Annotated in this window: 19 protein-coding genes; 17 read left to right on the forward strand and 2 right to left on the reverse strand. The window is 63.0% G+C overall.

Annotated elements, in window-relative coordinates:
• Positions 1–112: 112 nt before the first annotated feature.
• The 8 genes from ACK3BK_RS07930 (at position 113) to murB (ending at position 6,976) form a co-directional block, all read left to right on the forward strand.
• Entirely contained in the window at positions 113–2,335 is a 2,223-nt protein-coding gene (locus ACK3BK_RS07930; RefSeq protein WP_411384062.1) for a DNA internalization-related competence protein ComEC/Rec2, read from the forward strand.
• A 111-nt stretch (positions 2,336–2,446) separates the two neighbouring features.
• Positions 2,447–3,082, forward strand: coding sequence for a MotA/TolQ/ExbB proton channel family protein (locus ACK3BK_RS07935; protein WP_054893125.1), 636 nt, complete (start codon positions 2,447–2,449; stop codon positions 3,080–3,082).
• Positions 3,079–3,513 (forward strand): ExbD/TolR family protein, encoded by a 435-nt coding sequence (locus tag ACK3BK_RS07940; protein WP_411384063.1) that lies wholly within the window; start codon positions 3,079–3,081, stop codon positions 3,511–3,513. The genes ACK3BK_RS07935 and ACK3BK_RS07940 overlap by 4 nt, the downstream gene beginning before the upstream one ends.
• Positions 3,513–4,508, forward strand: a complete 996-nt coding sequence (lpxK, locus tag ACK3BK_RS07945) for a tetraacyldisaccharide 4'-kinase (RefSeq protein WP_186666816.1) — start codon at positions 3,513–3,515, stop codon at positions 4,506–4,508. The genes ACK3BK_RS07940 and lpxK overlap by 1 nt, the downstream gene beginning before the upstream one ends.
• Positions 4,509–4,549: 41 nt before the next feature.
• A complete protein-coding gene (locus ACK3BK_RS07950) occupies positions 4,550–4,735 on the forward strand; it encodes a Trm112 family protein (protein WP_054893060.1) in 186 nt (61 codons plus the stop codon).
• Entirely contained in the window at positions 4,732–5,496 is a 765-nt protein-coding gene (kdsB, locus tag ACK3BK_RS07955) for a 3-deoxy-manno-octulosonate cytidylyltransferase (RefSeq protein WP_186666815.1), read from the forward strand. Before ACK3BK_RS07950 ends, kdsB begins: the two co-directional genes overlap by 4 nt.
• Positions 5,496–5,960, forward strand: coding sequence for a low molecular weight protein-tyrosine-phosphatase (locus ACK3BK_RS07960; protein ID WP_186666814.1), 465 nt, complete (start codon positions 5,496–5,498; stop codon positions 5,958–5,960). The genes kdsB and ACK3BK_RS07960 overlap by 1 nt, the downstream gene beginning before the upstream one ends.
• Positions 5,957–6,976 carry a UDP-N-acetylmuramate dehydrogenase gene (murB, locus tag ACK3BK_RS07965; protein ID WP_411384064.1) on the forward strand — a complete coding sequence of 340 codons (1,020 nt, stop codon included), beginning with the start codon at positions 5,957–5,959 and terminating at the stop codon, positions 6,974–6,976. The genes ACK3BK_RS07960 and murB overlap by 4 nt, the downstream gene beginning before the upstream one ends.
• Before the next feature lie 101 nt (positions 6,977–7,077).
• Here murB and rne read toward each other — a convergent pair whose 3' ends face one another.
• Positions 7,078–10,335 carry a ribonuclease E gene (gene rne / locus ACK3BK_RS07970; protein ID WP_411384065.1) on the reverse strand — a complete coding sequence of 1,086 codons (3,258 nt, stop codon included), beginning with the start codon at positions 10,333–10,335 and terminating at the stop codon, positions 7,078–7,080.
• A 742-nt stretch (positions 10,336–11,077) separates the two neighbouring features.
• Here rne and rluC point away from each other — a divergent pair.
• Genes rluC through ACK3BK_RS07985 form a run of 3 tightly spaced genes read left to right on the forward strand, consistent with a single transcriptional unit; the run spans position 11,078 to position 13,719 of the window.
• Positions 11,078–12,034 carry a 23S rRNA pseudouridine(955/2504/2580) synthase RluC gene (gene rluC, locus ACK3BK_RS07975; RefSeq protein ID WP_186666811.1) on the forward strand — a complete coding sequence of 319 codons (957 nt, stop codon included), beginning with the start codon at positions 11,078–11,080 and terminating at the stop codon, positions 12,032–12,034.
• Positions 12,035–12,040: 6 nt separating this feature from the next.
• Positions 12,041–12,721, forward strand: a complete 681-nt coding sequence (locus tag ACK3BK_RS07980; protein WP_186707961.1) for an HAD family hydrolase — start codon at positions 12,041–12,043, stop codon at positions 12,719–12,721.
• A gap of 2 nt (positions 12,722–12,723) precedes the next feature.
• The gene (locus ACK3BK_RS07985; protein ID WP_186666809.1) at positions 12,724–13,719 is read left to right on the forward strand and encodes a S49 family peptidase; all 996 of its coding nucleotides are present in this window, start codon (positions 12,724–12,726) and stop codon (positions 13,717–13,719) included.
• Between the two features lie 33 nt (positions 13,720–13,752).
• Here the strand turns inward: ACK3BK_RS07985 and ACK3BK_RS07990 are convergent, their stop codons facing one another.
• Positions 13,753–14,331: a Maf family protein gene (locus ACK3BK_RS07990; protein ID WP_411384066.1), complete on the reverse strand. Its 579-nt coding sequence runs from the start codon at positions 14,329–14,331 to the stop codon at positions 13,753–13,755.
• A 95-nt stretch (positions 14,332–14,426) separates the two neighbouring features.
• Between ACK3BK_RS07990 and ACK3BK_RS07995 the strand changes: the two genes are divergently transcribed.
• From ACK3BK_RS07995 to acpP, 6 genes are all read left to right on the forward strand, one after another.
• Positions 14,427–14,954: a YceD family protein gene (locus tag ACK3BK_RS07995; protein ID WP_411384067.1), complete on the forward strand. Its 528-nt coding sequence runs from the start codon at positions 14,427–14,429 to the stop codon at positions 14,952–14,954.
• A gap of 13 nt (positions 14,955–14,967) precedes the next feature.
• Entirely contained in the window at positions 14,968–15,150 is a 183-nt protein-coding gene (gene rpmF, locus ACK3BK_RS08000) for a 50S ribosomal protein L32 (protein WP_008096416.1), read from the forward strand.
• A 3-nt stretch (positions 15,151–15,153) separates the two neighbouring features.
• The gene (gene plsX / locus ACK3BK_RS08005) at positions 15,154–16,164 is read left to right on the forward strand and encodes a phosphate acyltransferase PlsX (protein WP_186666807.1); all 1,011 of its coding nucleotides are present in this window, start codon (positions 15,154–15,156) and stop codon (positions 16,162–16,164) included.
• Positions 16,165–16,291: 127 nt separating this feature from the next.
• Complete coding sequence (gene fabD, locus ACK3BK_RS08010; protein ID WP_411384068.1) at positions 16,292–17,230, forward strand: ACP S-malonyltransferase; 939 nt, start codon at positions 16,292–16,294, stop codon at positions 17,228–17,230.
• Positions 17,231–17,247: 17 nt separating this feature from the next.
• A complete protein-coding gene (gene fabG / locus ACK3BK_RS08015) occupies positions 17,248–17,988 on the forward strand; it encodes a 3-oxoacyl-ACP reductase FabG (protein ID WP_054925392.1) in 741 nt (246 codons plus the stop codon).
• A gap of 204 nt (positions 17,989–18,192) precedes the next feature.
• A complete protein-coding gene (acpP, locus tag ACK3BK_RS08020) occupies positions 18,193–18,429 on the forward strand; it encodes an acyl carrier protein (protein WP_186666804.1) in 237 nt (78 codons plus the stop codon).
• Positions 18,430–18,566: the final 137 nt, after the last annotated feature.

Here is an 18,566-nt window from a genome sequence, read left to right on the forward strand (position 1 = left end):
TATGCCTTGATTCCACGTCAGCCTCGTTCAGAGTTTGTGACAATTGTTGAGTGAGCTCGGCGGCCAAACAGGCCTAGCCTGACGGGGCGATTACGCTGCGGAGCTTTACTTCATGCGCACAGGGATGTCTGCGCTGGCGCTCGGGTTGTTGAGCCTGGGTCTCTTGCCTGCCTTGCCGTCGGTCGGGTGGCTGTTCCTTCTGTTCTTGTCGGCACTGATGTGCCTGTTCACTCGTGCGTGGCCGATAGGGTGGTTCCTGTTGGGGATGAGCTGGGCCTGCTGGTCGGCGCAGCAGGCCCTTGATGATCGTCTGGTCGCCGAGCTCGATGGGCGCACGCTGTGGCTGGAGGGCAGGGTAATAGGGCTGGCGACCCAGTCTGGTCGCAGCGTGCGTTTCGAACTGGACGAAGCGCAGTCCCGACGTGCGCAGTTGCCCCGCCGGATGCAACTGAGCTGGTTCGAGGGTCCCATGGTCAGGGCTGGCGAGCGCTGGCGACTCGCGGTCAACCTCAGACGCCCTCAGGGGCTGCTCAATCCTCATGGTCCCGACCGCGAAGCGATGCTGCTGGCGCGGCGAATAGGTGCCACCGGATCGGTCAAGGCCGGGGAGATGCTGGCTCCGGCAACCGGGGGCTGGCGCGACAGGCTGCGCCAGCGCGTGCTGGCGGTGGACGCCCAGGGGCGAGAGGCGGTGCTGGCTGCGCTGGTGCTCGGTGACGGTTCTGGACTGGGGCGGGAGGACTGGCAGGCACTGCAGGCGACCGGCACCGTGCACCTGATGGTGATCTCGGGGCAGCACATAGGCTTGCTGGCGGGGTTGGTCTATGGGCTGGTTGCTGGTTTGGCGCGGCTGGGCGCCTGGCCTGGGAGGCTACCCTGGTTGCCTTGGGCGTGTGGCCTGGCGATGGCGGCAGCCCTGGCTTATGGCGCGCTCGCTGGCTTTCAGGTGCCGGTGCAGCGTGCCTGCCTGATGCTGGCCACTGTCTTGGCCTGGCGTCTGCGCTTTCGTCATTTAGGAGCGTTTTTCCCCCTGTTGCTGGCATTGGTCGGCGTATTGCTGTTCGAGCCCTTGGCCAGCCTGATGCCGGGCTTCTGGCTGTCTTTTGCTGCGGTGGCGGTATTGATCTACTGCTTCAGCGCGCGCCTGGGTGCCTGGCGGCCTTGGCAGGCCTGGAGTCGCGCTCAATGGGCGATCGCTGTCGGTTTGTTGCCCGCGCTGCTGGCGTTGGGGCTACCGGTCAGTCTGACCGCGCCCTTGGTCAATCTCCTGGCAGTACCTTGGATTAGCCTGGCGGTGTTGCCGTTGGCCCTGCTTGGAACGGTAGCATTGCCGTTGACGGGGGTGGGCGAGTCATTGCTGTGGCTGGCAGGTGGATTGATCGACCTGATGTTTCGCGGGCTCGGCCTGCTGGCCGAATGGCGGCCAGCCTGGACGCCCCCGTCGCTTTCGCTGTGGGCGTGGGGGCTGGTCTGTGCGGGTGCGGTGCTGCTCCTGCTGCCACGTGGCGTGCCGCTGCGAGGACTGGGTGCGGTGATGCTGCTGGCGCTGTGGACGCCTCGCGAGCAGGTGCCGCACGCAGAGGTGGAGGTGTGGCAACTGGATGTCGGTCAGGGCCTGGCGGTGTTGCTGCGCACGCAGCATCACAGCCTGCTCTACGATGCCGGGTCGGCGATGGGCATCAATGACCTTGGGCAGAGTGTGGTATTGCCGACCTTGCGCGGGTTGGGCGTCAACCGGCTCGATCTGATGCTGATCAGCCATGCACATGCCGACCACGCTGGTGGCGCTCTGGCCGTGCAGCGCGGCCTGCCGGTGGCGCGGGTGCTGGCTGGCGAGGCACGGGAGTTGCCCGTAGCCTTGGGCGCGCAGGTATGCAGCAGTGGTGAGCGCTGGGAGTGGGATGGCGTGACTTTCTCGCTTTGGCACTGGCCGGGTGGCAAGAGCAGTAACGACCGCTCCTGCGTGCTGCTGGTCGAGGCTCAGGGCGAGCGCTTGCTGCTGGCTGGTGACATGGAGGCAGCCGCCGAGCGCGCCTGGCTGGCATCCGCCGATGCGGCGCGTGTCGACTGGCTGCAGTCACCGCATCACGGCAGCCGCAGTTCCTCCACCGAGCCCTTCATCCGCGCTATCGCGCCGCGTGGCGTGATGATTTCCCGTGGGCGATACAATGGCTTTGGTCACCCGCACCCGCAGGTAATCGAGCGCTATCGGCGGCATGGGTTGGCGGTGCATGACACGGCATTGCACGGGGCGCTGCGCCTGCAACTGGGCAGTCGGGGAGAGGTCGAGGGATTGCGTGCGCAGCGGCGCTTTTGGCGTGAGCCGCCTTCGTAGGTTGTGCAGGCCTGAAATATGCGAATCACCCGACAGCCCGCTGACCTTCGGCAGATGAGCCCCATGCCTGCCTATGGTAGAGTGGCGGCCTTTTTCAGGGGGATGCTTACTGTGTGGGAATTGGTCAAGTCCGGCGGCTGGATGATGCTGCCGATCATTCTGAGCTCCGTCGCAGCCATGGCGATTGTCGTCGAACGCCTGTGGACCCTGCGTGCCAGTCGCGTCACGCCACCGCACCTGTTGGGCCAGGTATGGATGTGGATCAAGGACAAGCAACTGACCAGTGACAAGCTCAAGGCCCTGCGTGCCGACTCCCCCCTGGGCGAGATTCTCGCCGCGGGCCTGGCAAACTCCCGCCATGGCCGCGAGATCATGAAAGAATGCATCGAGGAGGCCGCCTCCCGAGTCATCCACGAGCTCGAGCGCTACATCAGCACCTTGGGCACCATCGCTGCAATGGCGCCGCTGCTCGGCCTGCTTGGCACCGTGCTCGGCATGATCGACATTTTCAGTGCGTTCATGGGCTCGCAGATGACGGCCAACGCCGCGGTGCTCGCTGGTGGTATCTCCAAGGCGCTGGTCACCACCGCAGCGGGCCTGATGGTGGGTATCCCCGCGGTATTCTTCCACCGTTTCCTGCTGCGCCGCATCGATGAGCTGGTGGTCGGCATGGAGCAGGAGGCGATCAAGCTGGTCGAGGTGCTGCAGGGCGACCGCGAGGTCGAGGTGGCCGGAGGCAAGGCGTGAAGTTCCGGCGCAATCGACAGCGCGAGAACGTCGACATCAACCTGGCATCGCTGATCGACGTGGTGTTCGTGCTCTTGCTGTTTTTCGTGGTCACGACCACCTTCACCCGCGAGACCCAGCTGCGCGTCGAGTTGCCCGAGGCGGCCAGCGGCGCACCGGCGGCGCCGCTGGATGGCAAGCTGGTGGAGGTGACGATCAGCGCCGATGGCGTGTATTCGGTGAACAACCACCTGCTACCCAAGAGCGACCTGACCACCCTGACCGAGGCACTTGAGCGCGAATCCGGGGGAGACAACACCTTGCCCCTGGCGATCAGTGCCGATGGCAAGACCCCGCACCAGGCGGTGATCACTGCGATGGATGCTGCTGGCAAGCTCGGCTTCAGCCACCTGCGCATGACCACCGTCGAGGCGGCCCCGGGGACGCCCTGATGGCTTTCGCCGATCGTCTGCTCGCCGCCTGGTACCAAGGCCATCCCGCCCTGGCGCTGTTGCGTCCGCTCGAAGCCCTTTACCGGCGTGTGGTGACGCGTAAGCGTGCGCGTTTCCTCAGTGGCGAAAGCCCCAGCTATCGGGCTCCGGTGCCGGTCGTCGTGGTGGGTAATATCACTGTCGGAGGAACCGGCAAGACGCCGATGATCCTCTGGCTGATTGAACATTGTCGAAGCCAGGGGCTGAAGGTTGGTGTGGTCAGCCGTGGATATGGCGCCAAGCCGCCGCATTTCCCTTGGCGGGTCCAGGCCAGCCAGAGCGCTGTGCAGGCTGGAGATGAACCGTTGCTGATCGTGCAGCGTACCGACGTGCCGCTGATGATCGACCCTGACCGATCCCGTGCCGTGCAAGCGCTGTTGGCCAGCGAGTCCTTGGACCTGATTCTCTGTGATGACGGCATGCAGCATTACCGGCTGGCGCGCGACCTGGAGCTGGTGCTGATCGACGCGGCCCGCGGCCTTGGCAACGGCCGATGCCTGCCTGCCGGCCCGTTGCGTGAGCCGGTCGAGCGCCTGGAGGGCGTCGGTGCAGTGCTGCACAACGGTGCCACCGTCGATCCGTCGGGTGGATTCGCGTTCGGTCTGCGCCCGAGTGCATTGGTCAATCTGCGCACCGGCGAGCGCCGTCCACTCGCACATTTTCCTGCGGGTCAGGCCCTTCATGCCGTAGCTGGCATTGGCAACCCGCAACGTTTCTTCAATACCTTGCAAGGGCTAGACTGGCAGCCTGTGCCGCATCCTTTCGCCGACCATGCGCAGTTCAATGCCCAAAGCCTGGCATTCGAACCACCACTGCCATTGGTCATGACCGAAAAGGACGCGGTGAAATGCCGTGACTTCGCAGGTGACGACTGGTGGTACCTGGCCGTAGATGCCGAACCGTCTCCATCCTTCGTCGCCTGGTTCGATGCGCAGCTCGCTCGTCTGCTGCCTTGAATCACTTCCACTTTCCGGCCTTCGGCCTCAAGGACACCTCCATGGACACCAAACTGCTCGATATCCTGGCCTGCCCGATCACCAAAAGCCCGCTCAAGCTCAGCGCCGACAAGACTGAGCTGATCAGCAAGGGCGCCGGCCTGGCCTATCCGATCCGCGACGGCATCCCGGTCATGCTGGAGAGCGAGGCGCGCACCCTGAGCGACGACGAGCGTCTGGACAAATGAGCCTGGACTTCACTGTGGTAATTCCTGCCCGGCTGCGCTCGACGCGCCTGCCGGGCAAGCCGTTGCTGCCGATCGCTGGCAAGCCGATGATCCAGCATGTCTGGGAGCAGGCGCGCAAGAGCGGTGCTGCACGGGTAGTCATTGCTACCGACGATGCCAGCATCCTCGAGGCATGCCAGGCCTTTGGCGCCGAAGCGCTGATGACCCGTGCCGACCATGAGTCGGGCACCGATCGCCTGGCCGAGGTCGTCGCGCACCTGGGCTTGCCGCCAGACGCCATCGTGGTCAACGTGCAGGGTGACGAACCGTTGATCCCGCCGGTGATCATCGATCAGGTGGCCGCCAACCTGGCTGCTCACCCCGAGGCGGGTATCGCAACCCTGGCCGAGCCGATCCACGAGCCGCAAAGCGTGTTCAACCCCAACGCGGTCAAGGTGGTCAGCGACAAGAACGGCCTTGCCCTGACCTTCAGCCGTGCGCCGCTGCCCTGGGCGCGCGATGCCTTCGCCAAACAGCGCGACGTGCTGCCGGAAGGTGTGCCGTATCGCCGTCATATCGGCATGTATGCCTACCGTGTCGGCTTCCTGCAGGATTTCGTCGGCTGGGGCCCGTGCTGGCTCGAGCAGACCGAGGCCCTGGAGCAGTTGCGGGCGCTTTGGCATGGCGTGCGGATCCACGTCGAGGACGCCATCGAAGCGCCCGCGGTGGGTGTCGACACCCCTGAAGACCTGGAGCGCGTCCGGCGCTTGCTGGAGGCCTGATGCGCGTACTGTTCGTTTGCCTGGGCAATATCTGCCGTTCACCCACCGCCGAGGGTGTGCTGCGCCACCAGTTACAGGTTGCCGGACTCGCTGAGCGCGTACAGGTGGCGTCTGCAGGGACCGGAGGCTGGCACGTGGGCAAGGCGCCCGACAGTCGCACCTGCAAGGCTGCCCTGGCGCGGGGGTATGACTTGTCGCGCCAGCGCGCGCAGCAGGTCAAGGCCGCTCACTTCGGTGAGTACGATCTGATCCTGGCCATGGACAAGAGCAATCTGGGTAATCTGCAGGCGCTGCGCCCACACGATGCTCGCGGCGAACTCGACCTGTTTTTGCGCAGGTATGGCGCGGCGCTGGACGAGGTGCCGGACCCTTACTATGGCGGTGCCGAGGGATTCGAGCAGGTTCTGGACCTGATCGAAGCGGCCTGCCATGAGCTGGTCGTGGAAATCAAGGGGCGGTTATGACAGCGCAGTGGCAGGAGCGTGTATCGCTCAAGCCGTTCAACACCTTCGGTATCGACGTCGCAGCGCGCTACCTCACCCAGGCCCATGACGACGAAGAAGTTCGCCAGGCCCTGAAGCTGGCCGAGCAACGGCAGCTGCCGGTGCTGATTGTCGGTGGCGGCAGCAACCTGTTGCTGACCCGCGACGTCGATGCCTTGGTGCTGCACATGGCCAGTTGTGGCCGACGCATCCTCAGTGATGATGGCGAGCGTGTCGTGATCGAGGCCGAGTCAGGCGAACCCTGGCATCCTTTCGTGCAATGGAGCCTGGCGCAGGGCCTGTGCGGGCTGGAGAACCTAAGCCTGATTCCCGGTACGGTCGGCGCGGCACCGATGCAGAACGTCGGCGCGTACGGGGTCGAGATCAAGGATGTGTTCGCAGGCTTGACCGCTCTGGATCGTGAGACTGGCGAGTTGCGTGACTTCACGCTGGACGAATGTGCGTTCGCCTATCGCGACAGCGTGTTCAAGCGCAACCCAGGTCGTTGGTTGATCCTGCGGGTGCGTTTCGTGCTGAGTCGTACATTGCGTGCGCACCTGGACTACGGGCCGGTTCGACAGCGCCTGCAAGAGCAGGGTGTGCAGGAGGTGACTGCACAGGCCATCAGCGATGCCATCTGCAGTATTCGTCGCGAAAAGCTTCCGGATCCGGCGGAGCTGGGCAATGCTGGCAGCTTCTTCAAGAACCCGGTGGTCTCGGCGCAGTTGGCCGAGGGTATTCGCGCGCGTTATCCGAACCTTGTGGCTTATCCCCAGGCTGAGGGGCAGGTCAAGCTGGCGGCAGGCTGGCTGATCGAGCAGGCGGGCTGGAAGGGCTACCGTGAGGGTGATGCTGGCGTGCATCGTTTGCAGTCGCTGGTGCTGGTCAACTACGGCCAGGCGAGTGGCGCACAGTTGCATGCCCTGGCGCAGCGAATCCAGGCAGATATTCTGGAGCGGTTCGGCGTCGAGTTGGAGATGGAGCCGAATCTGTACTGATTGCCACCTGTCAGGCTGGCCCTGCTTCCCTGGGTTTTGAGCGATAAAGAAAAACCCCCGCCAGTGCGAACTGGCGGGGGTTTTTCATTCAGCTGTCGGAATCAGCCGTGGTGAGGTTTGTGCTCATCCTCGGTGGTTTCCAGCGCCGGAGCCGCTTCGGCGGCAGCCTGGGCTGCGGCAGCAGCGGCGGCTTCAGCCTCACGCTTGCGGCGACGCACTTCACGCGGGTCGTTCGGCGCACGGCCGTTCGGCAGCATGATGGTGGTCGCTTCGGCGACAGCCGGCTCTTCGACAGGAGCCGCTTCGGCTGCAGCAGGCGCAGGCGCCTCGGCAGGGGCTGCTTCGGCGACGACCGGTGCTGCCTCGACAGCCACTGGCTCGACCACGACAGGCTCGATCACTTCGGCTTCGGCAGCAGGTGCTTGCTCTGCGACAGTTTCAGCAACCGGTGCTTTCTCTGCTTCGCCCGCTTCCACGGCCGGTGCTTCGATGGCTGGTGCTTCGATGGCTGGTGCTTCGACTGCAGGCGCAGGCTCGCTTGTGGCCACTTCGGCCTGTGGTTGTGCAGGTGCTTCGACGACAGGCTCGATACCGGGTTCGACCACGGCCACAGGTTCATTGAGCGGCTGCTCGACAACAGGCGAGATCGCGACTTCCTCGGCCTTGGCGACAACCTCTGCCGGCTCGGTGCTCTGAACTACTTCACGGTCGTCGGTCTCGACGACGGTAGCGGTAGCGCGCTCGGCCTGCTCGTTGGCCTGGGCCTCGGCGTCGGCACTGATATTGCTGCTGGCAACGGCGGCGGTGACCGCCAGGCCTGCGGCCAGTTCGGCACCCAGCTCAGTGGCTTTGTGCTGCTGTGGCTGTTGCTCTTCGCCGGCTTCTTCGTCGCCGTCGATCAGCTCGCCATTGGCATTGCGCTGGCGCTCACGACGGTTGCTGCGACGACGCTGGCCACGGGAGCGGCGACGAGGGCGCTCGCCATCGGCACCTTCCTGCTCGTCCTGCAGCAGTTCTTCGTTCGGCAGTTGCTCCTCGCTTGCCTCGGCAGCCTGTTCGGCGGCGCGTGGCTGGCGCTCTTCGCGCGGCTGGCGTGGTTGGCGTTCTTCACGTGGTGCGCGCTCTTCACGCTCCTCGCGTGGTGCGCGTTCCTCACGGGCTGGACGCTCTTCACGAGGTGCGCGATCTTCGCGTGGGGCACGTTCTTCGCGTGGTGTGCGCTCTTCGCGGGCTACGCGTTCCTCGCGAGGTGCACGCTCTTCGCGAGGTGCACGCTCTTCGCGTGGAGCACGCTCCTCACGGGCCGCCGGGGCGGTATCCAGTGGCTCGCGCAATTCGCGGACGCGTTCTTCACGATTACCGCGACGGTCTTCGCGCGGTTGACGTGGAGCACGTTCTTCGCGTTGAGCGCGTTCTTCACGAGGTGCGCGCTCTTCGCGTGGCGCACGCTCTTCACGTGGCTGGCGCTCTTCGCGTGGGGCGCGCTCACTGCGCTCTTCACGCGGTTTGCGGTCTTCATCGCGGCGGCCATTGCGGTTGCGGCTCTGCTGACGGCCGTTGCGGCGCTCCTCGTTGCGCTGGGTGCGCTCGGTGGTTGGCTTCTCGGGAGTAGCGGCCGGAGCGACGACAGGTTCCTCCTTGCCGGCGAACAGGCTGACCAGCGACTTGACCAGGCCCTTGAACAGGCTTGGCTCTGGCGCAGCGACAGGCGCTGGAGCGGTTGCAGCAGGTTGTGCTTCGCTCGCGCTCGGCTCAGGGGCGTTGGTACGAGCCGGAGCGGTCTTCACTGCAGCTTCCTGGCGAACCAGGGTGCGGGTAGCGGTTGGTTGCGGCGCTTCCTCGGCTTCGCTGGTGGCGATCTCATAGCTCGACTGGTTGTTCAGCACGTCCGGATTGTCGTCGCGCAGGCGCTGGACTTCGAAGTGCGGGGTTTCCAGGTGATCGTTCGGCAGGATGATGATGCGCGCACGGGTGCGCAGTTCGATCTTGGTGATCGAGTTGCGCTTCTCGTTGAGCAGGAAGGCAGCTACCGGGATCGGCACTTGTGCGCGTACCTCGGCGGTACGGTCCTTCAGCGCTTCTTCCTCGATCAGGCGCAGGATCGCCAGCGAGAGGGATTCGACGTCACGGATGATGCCGGTGCCCGAGCAGCGTGGGCAGACGATGCCGCTGCTTTCGCCCAGCGACGGACGCAGGCGCTGGCGGGACATCTCCAGCAGGCCGAAGCGCGAGATGCGACCGACCTGGACGCGGGCGCGGTCGGCTTCGAGGCATTCGCGTACGCGTTCCTCGACGGCGCGCTGGTTCTTGGCCGGGGTCATGTCGATGAAGTCGATGACGATCAGGCCGCCGATGTCACGCAGGCGCAGCTGGCGGGCGATTTCCTCAGCCGCTTCCAGGTTGGTCTGCAGGGCGGTTTCCTCGATGTCGCTGCCTTTGGTGGCGCGCGCCGAGTTGATGTCGATGGAGACCAGTGCTTCGGTCGGGTCGATGACGATCGAACCGCCGGACGGCAGGTCGACCACACGCTGGAACGCGGTCTCGATCTGGCTTTCGATCTGGAAACGGTTGAACAGCGGGACGCTGTCTTCGTACAGCTTGACCTTGCTGGCGTACTGCGGCATCACCTGGCGGATGAAGGTCAGGGCTTCTTCCTGGGCGTCGATGCTGTCGATCAGTACTTCGCCGATGTCCTGGCGCAGGTAGTCGCGAATGGCGCGGATGATGACATTGCTTTCCTGGTAGATCAGGAAAGGCGCGACGCGGTCCTGGGAGGCTTCCTTGATGGCGGTCCAGAGCTGCAGCAGGTAGTCGAGGTCCCACTGCATCTCTTCGCTGCTGCGGCCCAGGCCTGCAGTGCGCACGATCAGGCCCATGTCGCCGGGAACGGTCAGGCCGTTGAGGGCTTCGCGCAGCTCGTTACGCTCTTCGCCTTCGATGCGACGGGAAATGCCGCCAGCGCGTGGGTTGTTGGGCATCAGTACCAGGTAGCGGCCGGCGAGGCTGATGAAGGTGGTCAGGGCTGCGCCCTTGTTGCCACGTTCTTCCTTTTCGACCTGAACGATGACTTCCTGGCCTTCGCTCAGCACTTCCTTGATGTTCACCCGACCTTCAGGGGACTTCTTGAAGTACTCGCGGGAGATTTCCTTCAGCGGCAGGAAGCCGTGACGTTCGGAGCCGAAGTCGACGAAGGCGGCTTCGAGGCTGGGTTCGATGCGGGTGATCTTGCCTTTGTAGATGTTGGCCTTTTTCTGCTCACGCGCGCCGGATTCGATATCCAGGTCGTAGAGGCGTTGGCCATCCACCAGGGCTACACGCAACTCTTCGGGTTGAGTCGCGTTAATCAGCATTCTTTTCATGTTGTACCGTCGGTTTCCGGGCTGCCGGAAACGGCGTTCGGCACACACGACTTCTCATGGTCGGTGCCAAGGTGCGCAAAGGGTAGCGTGCCACCCCCGTGTCAAACGACGTTCGGCACCAGCCGGTTGCCCAGCCTGCCGTTGTCGCGACGACGCGTCCTGTTTGCTGCGGTGCCTATCGCACTCAGTCAGGAGGAGGAATCAGCCGAGGGCCGTGGACGCCTCTGGGGCATCTGCAAACACCGGTTCCGCTCGCCGGGCCATTACAGTGGGCCGGTGGCCGGCCGTGCTGTACGGTCCGGGCTGTACATCTCCACCCTGCACGTATCCCTGATAATTCGGGTGCTGCCGCGCGCTGAATCCGCAACGGGTTGCATTTTTCGCCAGCGCAGATTCTGGGCTGGCGCCATTCATGTCCAAGGCAGGTATTTCCGAAGCATTCGCCAGGCGCTGCACGGAAGCGACGAGGCGGGGCAGGGGCATGCGAAAAAGAACAGGAGAGAGGTGAAACACCGCACTTGTCGTTTTTTTTCGTTCTTCTCTGCTCGGCGCTGGTGGCGATTCCAGGCATTTCGGTAAACTGGCGAAAACCCCGTCGGACGGCCTCGCGTCCTCGAGAATTGCGTTGGTCAGGGCCGGTTCGAAACCGTGCGGTACTGACCTACCGCTTTTGGCGGCGTTCGCGACTATAGCAGTAATCATTAAGTGCTTCAATTCCATAAAAAATTGTTATGATCCAGCAATGACGACCAATAATCCCCCGACTTCCGGCGTTCAGCTGATCGAAGTCGCGCCGGAACTTGCCGGCCAACGCATCGACAACTTCCTCATCACGGCCCTCAAGGGCGTGCCCAAGACCCTGGTCTATCGCATCCTGCGCAAGGGAGAGGTGCGGGTGAACAAGGGGCGCATCAAGCCCGAATACAAGCTGCAGGCTGGTGACATCGTGCGCGTGCCGCCTGTCCGATTGCCCGAGCGCGACGAGCCTGCTCCCGTGGCGCAGGGGTTGTTGCAGCGGCTGGAAGCGGCGATCGTCTACGAAGACAAGGCGCTGATCGTGATGAACAAGCCTGCCGGTATCGCCGTGCACGGCGGCAGTGGCCTGAGTTTCGGGGTGATCGAGGCGCTGCGTCAGTTGCGTCCGGATGCCAAGGAGCTCGAACTGGTGCACCGACTGGACCGCGACACTTCGGGGCTGCTGATGATCGCCAAGAAACGCAGCATGCTGCGTCACCTGCACGCAGCCCTGCGCGGCGATGGCGTCGACAAGCGCTACATGGCTTTGGTGCGCGGGCACTGGCCAACCTCGAAGAAACAGGTCAATGCGCCCCTGCAGAAAAGCAACCTGCGCTCGGGAGAGCGCATGGTCGAGGTAGACGAAGAGGGCAAGGAGGCGTTGACGCTTTTCCGTGTGCTGCGCCGCTTCGGTGAGTTCGCCACGATGGTCGAGGCGCGACCGATTACTGGTCGCACCCACCAGATCCGTGTGCACACGCTTCATGCCGGGCACATGATCGCTGGTGACAGCAAGTACGGCGATGAAGACTTCAGTCGCGAAATTCGTGATCTGGGGGGTAAACGCCTGTTCCTCCACGCTTATGCGTTGACCGTGCCCCTGCCGGATGGTGGCGAATTGAAGCTCGAGGCGCCGGTGGACGAGATGTGGGCCAAGACCGTGGAGCGCCTGAGTGCGACCTGACCTGTCATGAGCAAACCCTACGAGCTGCTGATCTTCGATTGGGATGGCACTTTGGCCGACTCCATCGGGCGCATTGTCGAGGCGATGAACGCCGCTGCCGAGCGTGCTGGCGAGGCGCCCAGTGCCGACGCCGCGGTCAAGGGCATCATTGGTCTGGCCCTGAGCGAGGCGATCTCGGTGCTCTATCCGCATCTGGACGCCCGGCAGCTCGAGGTTTTCCGCCAGCACTACGCGGATATCTACACAGCGCTGGATCAGCAGCCGTCACCGCTGTTCGACGGGGTGGTGGAGTCGCTGGAAGCCTTTCGCGGTGAGGGGTATCGTCTGGCGGTGGCCACTGGCAAGGCGCGTCGCGGGCTGGATCGGGTGCTCAAGGCCAATGGCTGGGAGGGGTATTTCGATATCACTCGTGCCGCTGACGAAACCCGCGGCAAGCCTCATCCGTTGATGCTTGAGGAAATTCTCGCTCATTGCCAGGTCGAACCTGGCAGCGCGCTGATGGTCGGAGATTCGGCATTCGATCTGCAGATGGCCAGCAATGCGGGCATGCACTCGGTTGCCGTGGGTTATGGCGCGATGTCGCTGCAGGCGCTGAGCGAGTTTGGGCCGCAGGTGTGCGTCGAGCATTTTTCACAGTTGCGTGAGTGGCTGGCTGGTCCCGCGCGGCTTCAATTCCAAGGTAGGTGAGCATGGCTGACGAGTGGAAAGCCCCTGAGCCCGAGGGCGCAGCGCAGGACAAGGAAGAGCGCAAGAGCTGGAAGCTGCTCGAGAAGACCCTCCTGGCAGGTGTTCAGGAGCAGCGTCGTGCGCGGCGCTGGGGGATTTTCTTCAAGTTGCTGACCTTCCTCTACCTGTTCGGTCTCCTGTTCCTGTTCTCGCCGCTGATGGACATGGAGAGTACGGCCTCGCGCAGTGCCAATCATACCGCCTTGGTGGAAGTGCGCGGGGTGATCGCCGACCAGGAAGCTGCCAGCGCCGACAATATCATCAAGAGCCTGCGTGACGCGTTCAAGGACGCCAAGACCAAGGCTGTGGTGATGCGTATCAATAGTCCGGGCGGGAGTCCGGTGCAGGCGGGTTATGTATATGACGAGATTCGTCGCCTGCGCGCTGAATATCCGGCGATCAAGCTGTATGCAGTGATCACCGACCTTGGTGCCTCGGGTGCCTACTACATCGCCAGTGCGGCGGATGAGATCTACGCCGACAAGGCCAGCCTGGTCGGATCCATTGGCGTGACTGCGGCCGGCTACGGCTTCGTCGGAACCATGGAAAAGCTCGGTGTGGAGCGTCGTGCCTACACTTCTGGCGAGCATAAGGCCTTCCTCGACCCGTTCTCGCCGCAAAAGCCTGAAGAGACTGCGTTCTGGCAGGGCGTGCTGGATACCACGCACAATCAGTTCATCGCCATGGTCAAGCAGGGCCGAGGGGAGCGTCTGAAAGACAAGGAGCACCCCGAGCTGTTCAGTGGTCTGATCTGGTCGGGCGAGCAGGCCAAGGCGCTGGGTTTGATCGATGGACTGGGCAGTGCCAGCTACGTGGCGCGTGACATCGTCGGCGAGAAAGAGTTGGTGGACTTCACGGTGCAGGAATCGCCGTTCGACCGCTTCTCCAAGCGTATCGGTGCCAGCGTCGCCGAGCGCCTGGCCATGTACATGGGCTTCCAGGGGCCATCCCTGCGTTGAGTCATGAGCGGGGCTGCCGGGCAGCCCCCTCTTTCAGGGTAGCTGCACACCTTCTGCGTGCAGCATGTCTACCAGGCGAATCAGCGGTAGCCCGATCAGGCTCGTCGCGTCGCAGCCGTGGGTGCTCTGGAACAGTGTCACCCCCAATCCCTCCGCCTTGAAGCTTCCTGCGCAGTCCAGGGGCTGTTCTGCCTGCACGTAGCGCTCGACCCGTTCGCGGTCCAGTTCGCGCAGGGTTACGGTGAACGGTATGCAGTCTACCTGGCATTGTCCCGTGCTGCTGTTGAGCAGGGCGAGGCCGGTCAGGAAGGTGACCTGCTGCCCGCTGGCGGCCAGCAATTGCTCGCAGGCGCGCTCGAAGGTGTGCGGCTTGCCAAGGATCTGCTCGCCCAGTACAGCGACCTGGTCCGAGCCGATGATCAGATGCTGCGGATGGCTGTTTGCCAGGGCTTCGGCTTTTTGTCGGGCCAGGCGACGGACCAGTTCGGTGGCAGGCTCCTCGGCGTTGCGCTTTTCGTCTATATCGGGGCTTGCCCAGGTGAAAGGCAGGCGCAGGCGCTGGAGCAGTTCGCGCCGGTAGGGGGAGCTTGAAGCAAGCAGCAGGGGAAGCATGGTAGACTCCTTCGCAATTGAACCGATTCTAACATGCGTGATGCCGCCTAATTTCCTTTGACAGGGGCGGGGGGCATCCCTAGAATGCTGCGCCTATGTTGAATGACCCGATTCCACCTCACGTTGACCCGCGCAAATTGGCCGATCGTGGCGTAACCCTCCAAGGTTCGCTGCAACTCGCTGATTTGGAAAGACTCTGCGACCCGCTTTCCGATAATGTCGGTACGGTGCAGGCGAAGTTCGATTTTGAGCGAGACGAGCAGCACGTTGTGGTTATCCACAGCGATCTGAGCGTCGAAGTCAAAATGGTTTGCCAGCGTTGTCTTGAGCTGGTCACCCTGCCGATTCACAGCGAATGTACTTACGCCGTGGTGAAGGAGGGTGCGAATACCCAGTCGTTGCCGAAAGGCTATGACGTGCTGGAACTGGGCGAAGATCCTTTGGATCTGCAGGCGCTGATCGAGGAGGAGCTGTTGCTCGCCCTCCCTATCGTGCCTGCTCATCATCCGGAAGAATGCCAGCAGCCGGCGGGCGCAGACGAGCCCGAATCGAGCAAGGACGAGGTATCGCGGTCCAACCCGTTCAGTGTCTTGGCGCAGTTAAAGCGTGACCCAAACGTTTAGGAGTTAATCAATTATGGCTGTTCAGCAGAACAAAAAATCCCGCTCTGCCCGTGACATGCGCCGTTCGCACGACGCCCTGTCGGAAAACGCGCTGTCCGTAGAGAAGAGCACCGGTGAAGTACACCTGCGCCACCACGTTTCGCCAGAAGGCGTATACCGTGGTCGCAAAGTGATCGACAAGGGCGCTGACGAGTAATCCTTGTCCGCTCAGATCATCGCGATCGACGCAATGGGCGGGGACTTCGGTCCCCGCAGCATTGTCCAGGCTAGCATTGCCTGCCTTTCGGCTACTCCCTCGCTGCACCTGACCCTTGTCGGTCAACCCTCTCTCCTTGAAGAACTTGTCAGTGGCCTTGCAGCTGCCGATCGTGCGCGCCTGCAAATCGTCGCGGCGAGCGAGGTGGTGGGCATGGACGAGCGGCCTTCGCAGGCGTTGCGCGGCAAGCCTGATTCATCGATGCGCGTCGCCCTCGAGCTGGTGCGCGACGGCAAGGCGCAGGCCTGTGTGAGCGCCGGGAATACCGGGGCGCTGATGGCGCTGTCGCGCTTTGTCCTCAAGACGCTGCCGGGCATCGATCGCCCCGCCATGGTGGCGGCGATTCCAACCCAGGCTGGCTATTGTCAGTTGCTCGATCTGGGTGCCAATGTCGATTGCAGTGCCGAGAACCTCTACCAGTTCGCCGTGATGGGATCGGTGGCGGCCCAGGCGCTGGGGATCCAGCGCCCGCGCGTGGCGCTGCTCAATGTCGGTACCGAAGACATCAAGGGCAACCAGCAGGTCAAGCTGGCGGCCAGTCTGTTGCACAATGCCCGTGGGTTGAACTACATCGGTTTTGTCGAAGGCGATGGTCTGTATCGCGGTGAGGCCGACGTGGTGGTGTGCGACGGCTTCGTCGGCAATATCCTGCTCAAGTCCAGCGAAGGGCTGGCGAGCATGATCGGGGCGCGTATAGAAGCGCTGTTCAAGGGGGGGCTGTTTTCCCGTGCAGCCGGGGCGGTGGCGATGCCGTTGCTCAGGCGCCTGCAGGCCGACCTGGCGCCGGCGCGACACAATGGCGCAAGCTTTCTCGGTTTGCAGGGTATCGTCATCAAGAGCCATGGCTCGGCGGGCGTGCAAGGTTTGCAGAGTGCGATTCAGCGTGCGCTGATCGAGATTCAGGAAAATCTGCCGCAGCGGCTGCATGGTCGTCTCGAAGACCTGTTGCTTTAGGCATATTGGCGATGAAGTGGTTAAATGTGACCGCTTGGTCTGCGTTTCCATCCAAGTTTTCAGATTCCGCGCCTCGCCATTGGTGGGGCGCACCCTATCCGACGACAAGATCATAAGGGCTTGTTCAATGTCTGCATCCCTCGCATTCGTCTTTCCTGGTCAAGGCTCCCAGTCGCTGGGCATGCTCGCCGAGCTCGGTGCTGAAAAGCCGGTGATCGTCGAGACCTTCAAGGAAGCTTCCGAGGCTCTGGGCTACGACCTGTGGAAGCTGGTCCAGGAAGGTCCGGAAGAACAACTCAATCAAACCGACAAGACCCAGCCGGCCATTCTGACAGCCTCGATCGCCCTTTGGCGTCTGTGGCTGGAAGAGGGCGGCGCGCAACCTGCTCTGGTCTCTGGTCACAGCCTGGGTGAGTACAGTGCCCTGGTCGCGGCTGGCAGCCTGTCGCTCAAGGACGCCGTTCGTCTGGTCGAGCGCCGTGGTCAGCTGATGCAGGAGGCCGTGCCTGCGGGTCACGGTGCCATGGCTGCGATTCTCGGCCTGGATGATGCCGATGTGGTTGCCATCTGCGCCGAGGCGGCCGAGGATGAAGTGGTCAGTGCGGTCAACTTCAACTCCCCGGGCCAGGTCGTGATCGCCGGTAACAAGGCGGCGGTCGATCGTGCGATCGAGCTGTGCAAGGCCAAGGGCGCCAAGCGTGCGCTGCCATTGGCGGTCAGCGTGCCGTCGCATTGCGCGCTGATGAAGCCGGCGGCCGAGCGTTTTGCCGAAGCGGTCAACGCCATCGAGTGGAAGGCCCCGCAGATTCCGGTGGTGCAGAACGTCACCGCCGCCGTTGCGGCCGATCTCGACGCACTCAAGCACGACCTGTTGGCGCAACTGTACCAGCCGGTACGTTGGGTGGAGTGTGTGCAGACCCTGGCGGCCCGCGGTGCGGTCAACCTGGTCGAGTGCGGCCCGGGCAAGGTCCTGGCTGGCCTGAACAAGCGTTGCGCCGATGGCGTCACCACCTACAACCTCAATACCCCTGACGCCGTCGCCGCCACCCGTGCGGCGCTGGCCTGATATCTGGAGAAACTTGCATGAGCCTGCAAGGTAAAGTTGCACTGGTCACCGGCGCCAGCCGTGGTATTGGCCAGGCCATCGCCCTGGAGCTGGGCCGCCAGGGCGCGACCGTAATCGGTACCGCCACTTCCGCTTCGGGTGCCCAGCGCATCGCCGAGACCCTCAAGGAGCATGGCATCACCGGTACCGGTCTTGAGCTGAATGTCACCAGCGAAGAGTCCGTGAGTGCCGTTCTGGCCGCGATCACCGAGCAGTTCGGTGCGCCGGCGATCCTGGTCAACAATGCCGGTATCACCCGCGACAACCTGATGCTGCGCATGAAAGATGAAGAATGGTTCGATGTCATCGACACCAACCTCAACAGCCTTTACCGTCTGTCCAAGGGCGTGCTGCGTGGCATGACCAAGGCGCGCTGGGGTCGTATCATCAGCATCGGTTCGGTCGTCGGGGCCATGGGCAACGCCGGCCAGGCCAACTACGCTGCTGCCAAGGCGGGCCTCGAAGGCTTCAGCCGTGCCCTGGCGCGTGAAGTGGGTTCGCGCGGTATCACTGTAAACTCGGTCACCCCGGGCTTCATCGATACCGACATGACCCGCGAGCTGCCCGAGGCGCAGCGTGAAGCGCTGCAGACCCAGATTCCGCTGGGCCGCCTGGGTCAGGCCGAGGAGATCGCGAAAGTGGTTTCCTTCCTGGCATCCGACGGCGCAGCCTATGTCACTGGCGCTACCGTGCCAGTGAACGGCGGGATGTACATGTAACATCAGCAACTCAATGTGACGGATTGCTTAAAAAAACAGTCATACTGCGAGCCTAAAATCCGTTATAAAGCTGCAACCAGATTCCAGGTGGCAGGCCGGGTGTCTCTCGTGAAGGCGCGTTACGCTTGAAAAGCAGGCGTCTTCCTATAAACTTGGTCACCGGCCAGCTGCCTGACATATGTCCATTAGGAGTGAAAACTAGGTATGAGCACCATCGAAGAACGCGTCAAGAAAATCGTCGCCGAGCAACTGGGCGTCAAGGAAGAGGAAGTCAAGAACGAATCTTCCTTCGTTGAAGACCTGGGTGCCGATTCGCTTGACACCGTTGAGCTGGTGATGGCTCTGGAAGAGGAATTCGAGACCGAAATCCCTGACGAAGAAGCCGAGAAGATCACTACCGTTCAAGCTGCAATCGACTACGTCAACAGCCACAAGGCCTAAGACGTTTCAGTCGACGCTTCTTGTCGGGAAAAACCGCACTGCCTTTGCCGGCGTGCGGTTTTTTCTTTGCGAGCCATTGGCGTCATTCACCGGGCAATCGAGAGCCTGTTGCCATTTCATTCGGCCGTGCTGAGTGC

It is taken from the genome of Pseudomonas sp. L7 (genome assembly GCF_046605565.1).
GTDB classification, from domain to species: domain Bacteria; phylum Pseudomonadota; class Gammaproteobacteria; order Pseudomonadales; family Pseudomonadaceae; genus Aquipseudomonas; species Aquipseudomonas wayambapalatensis.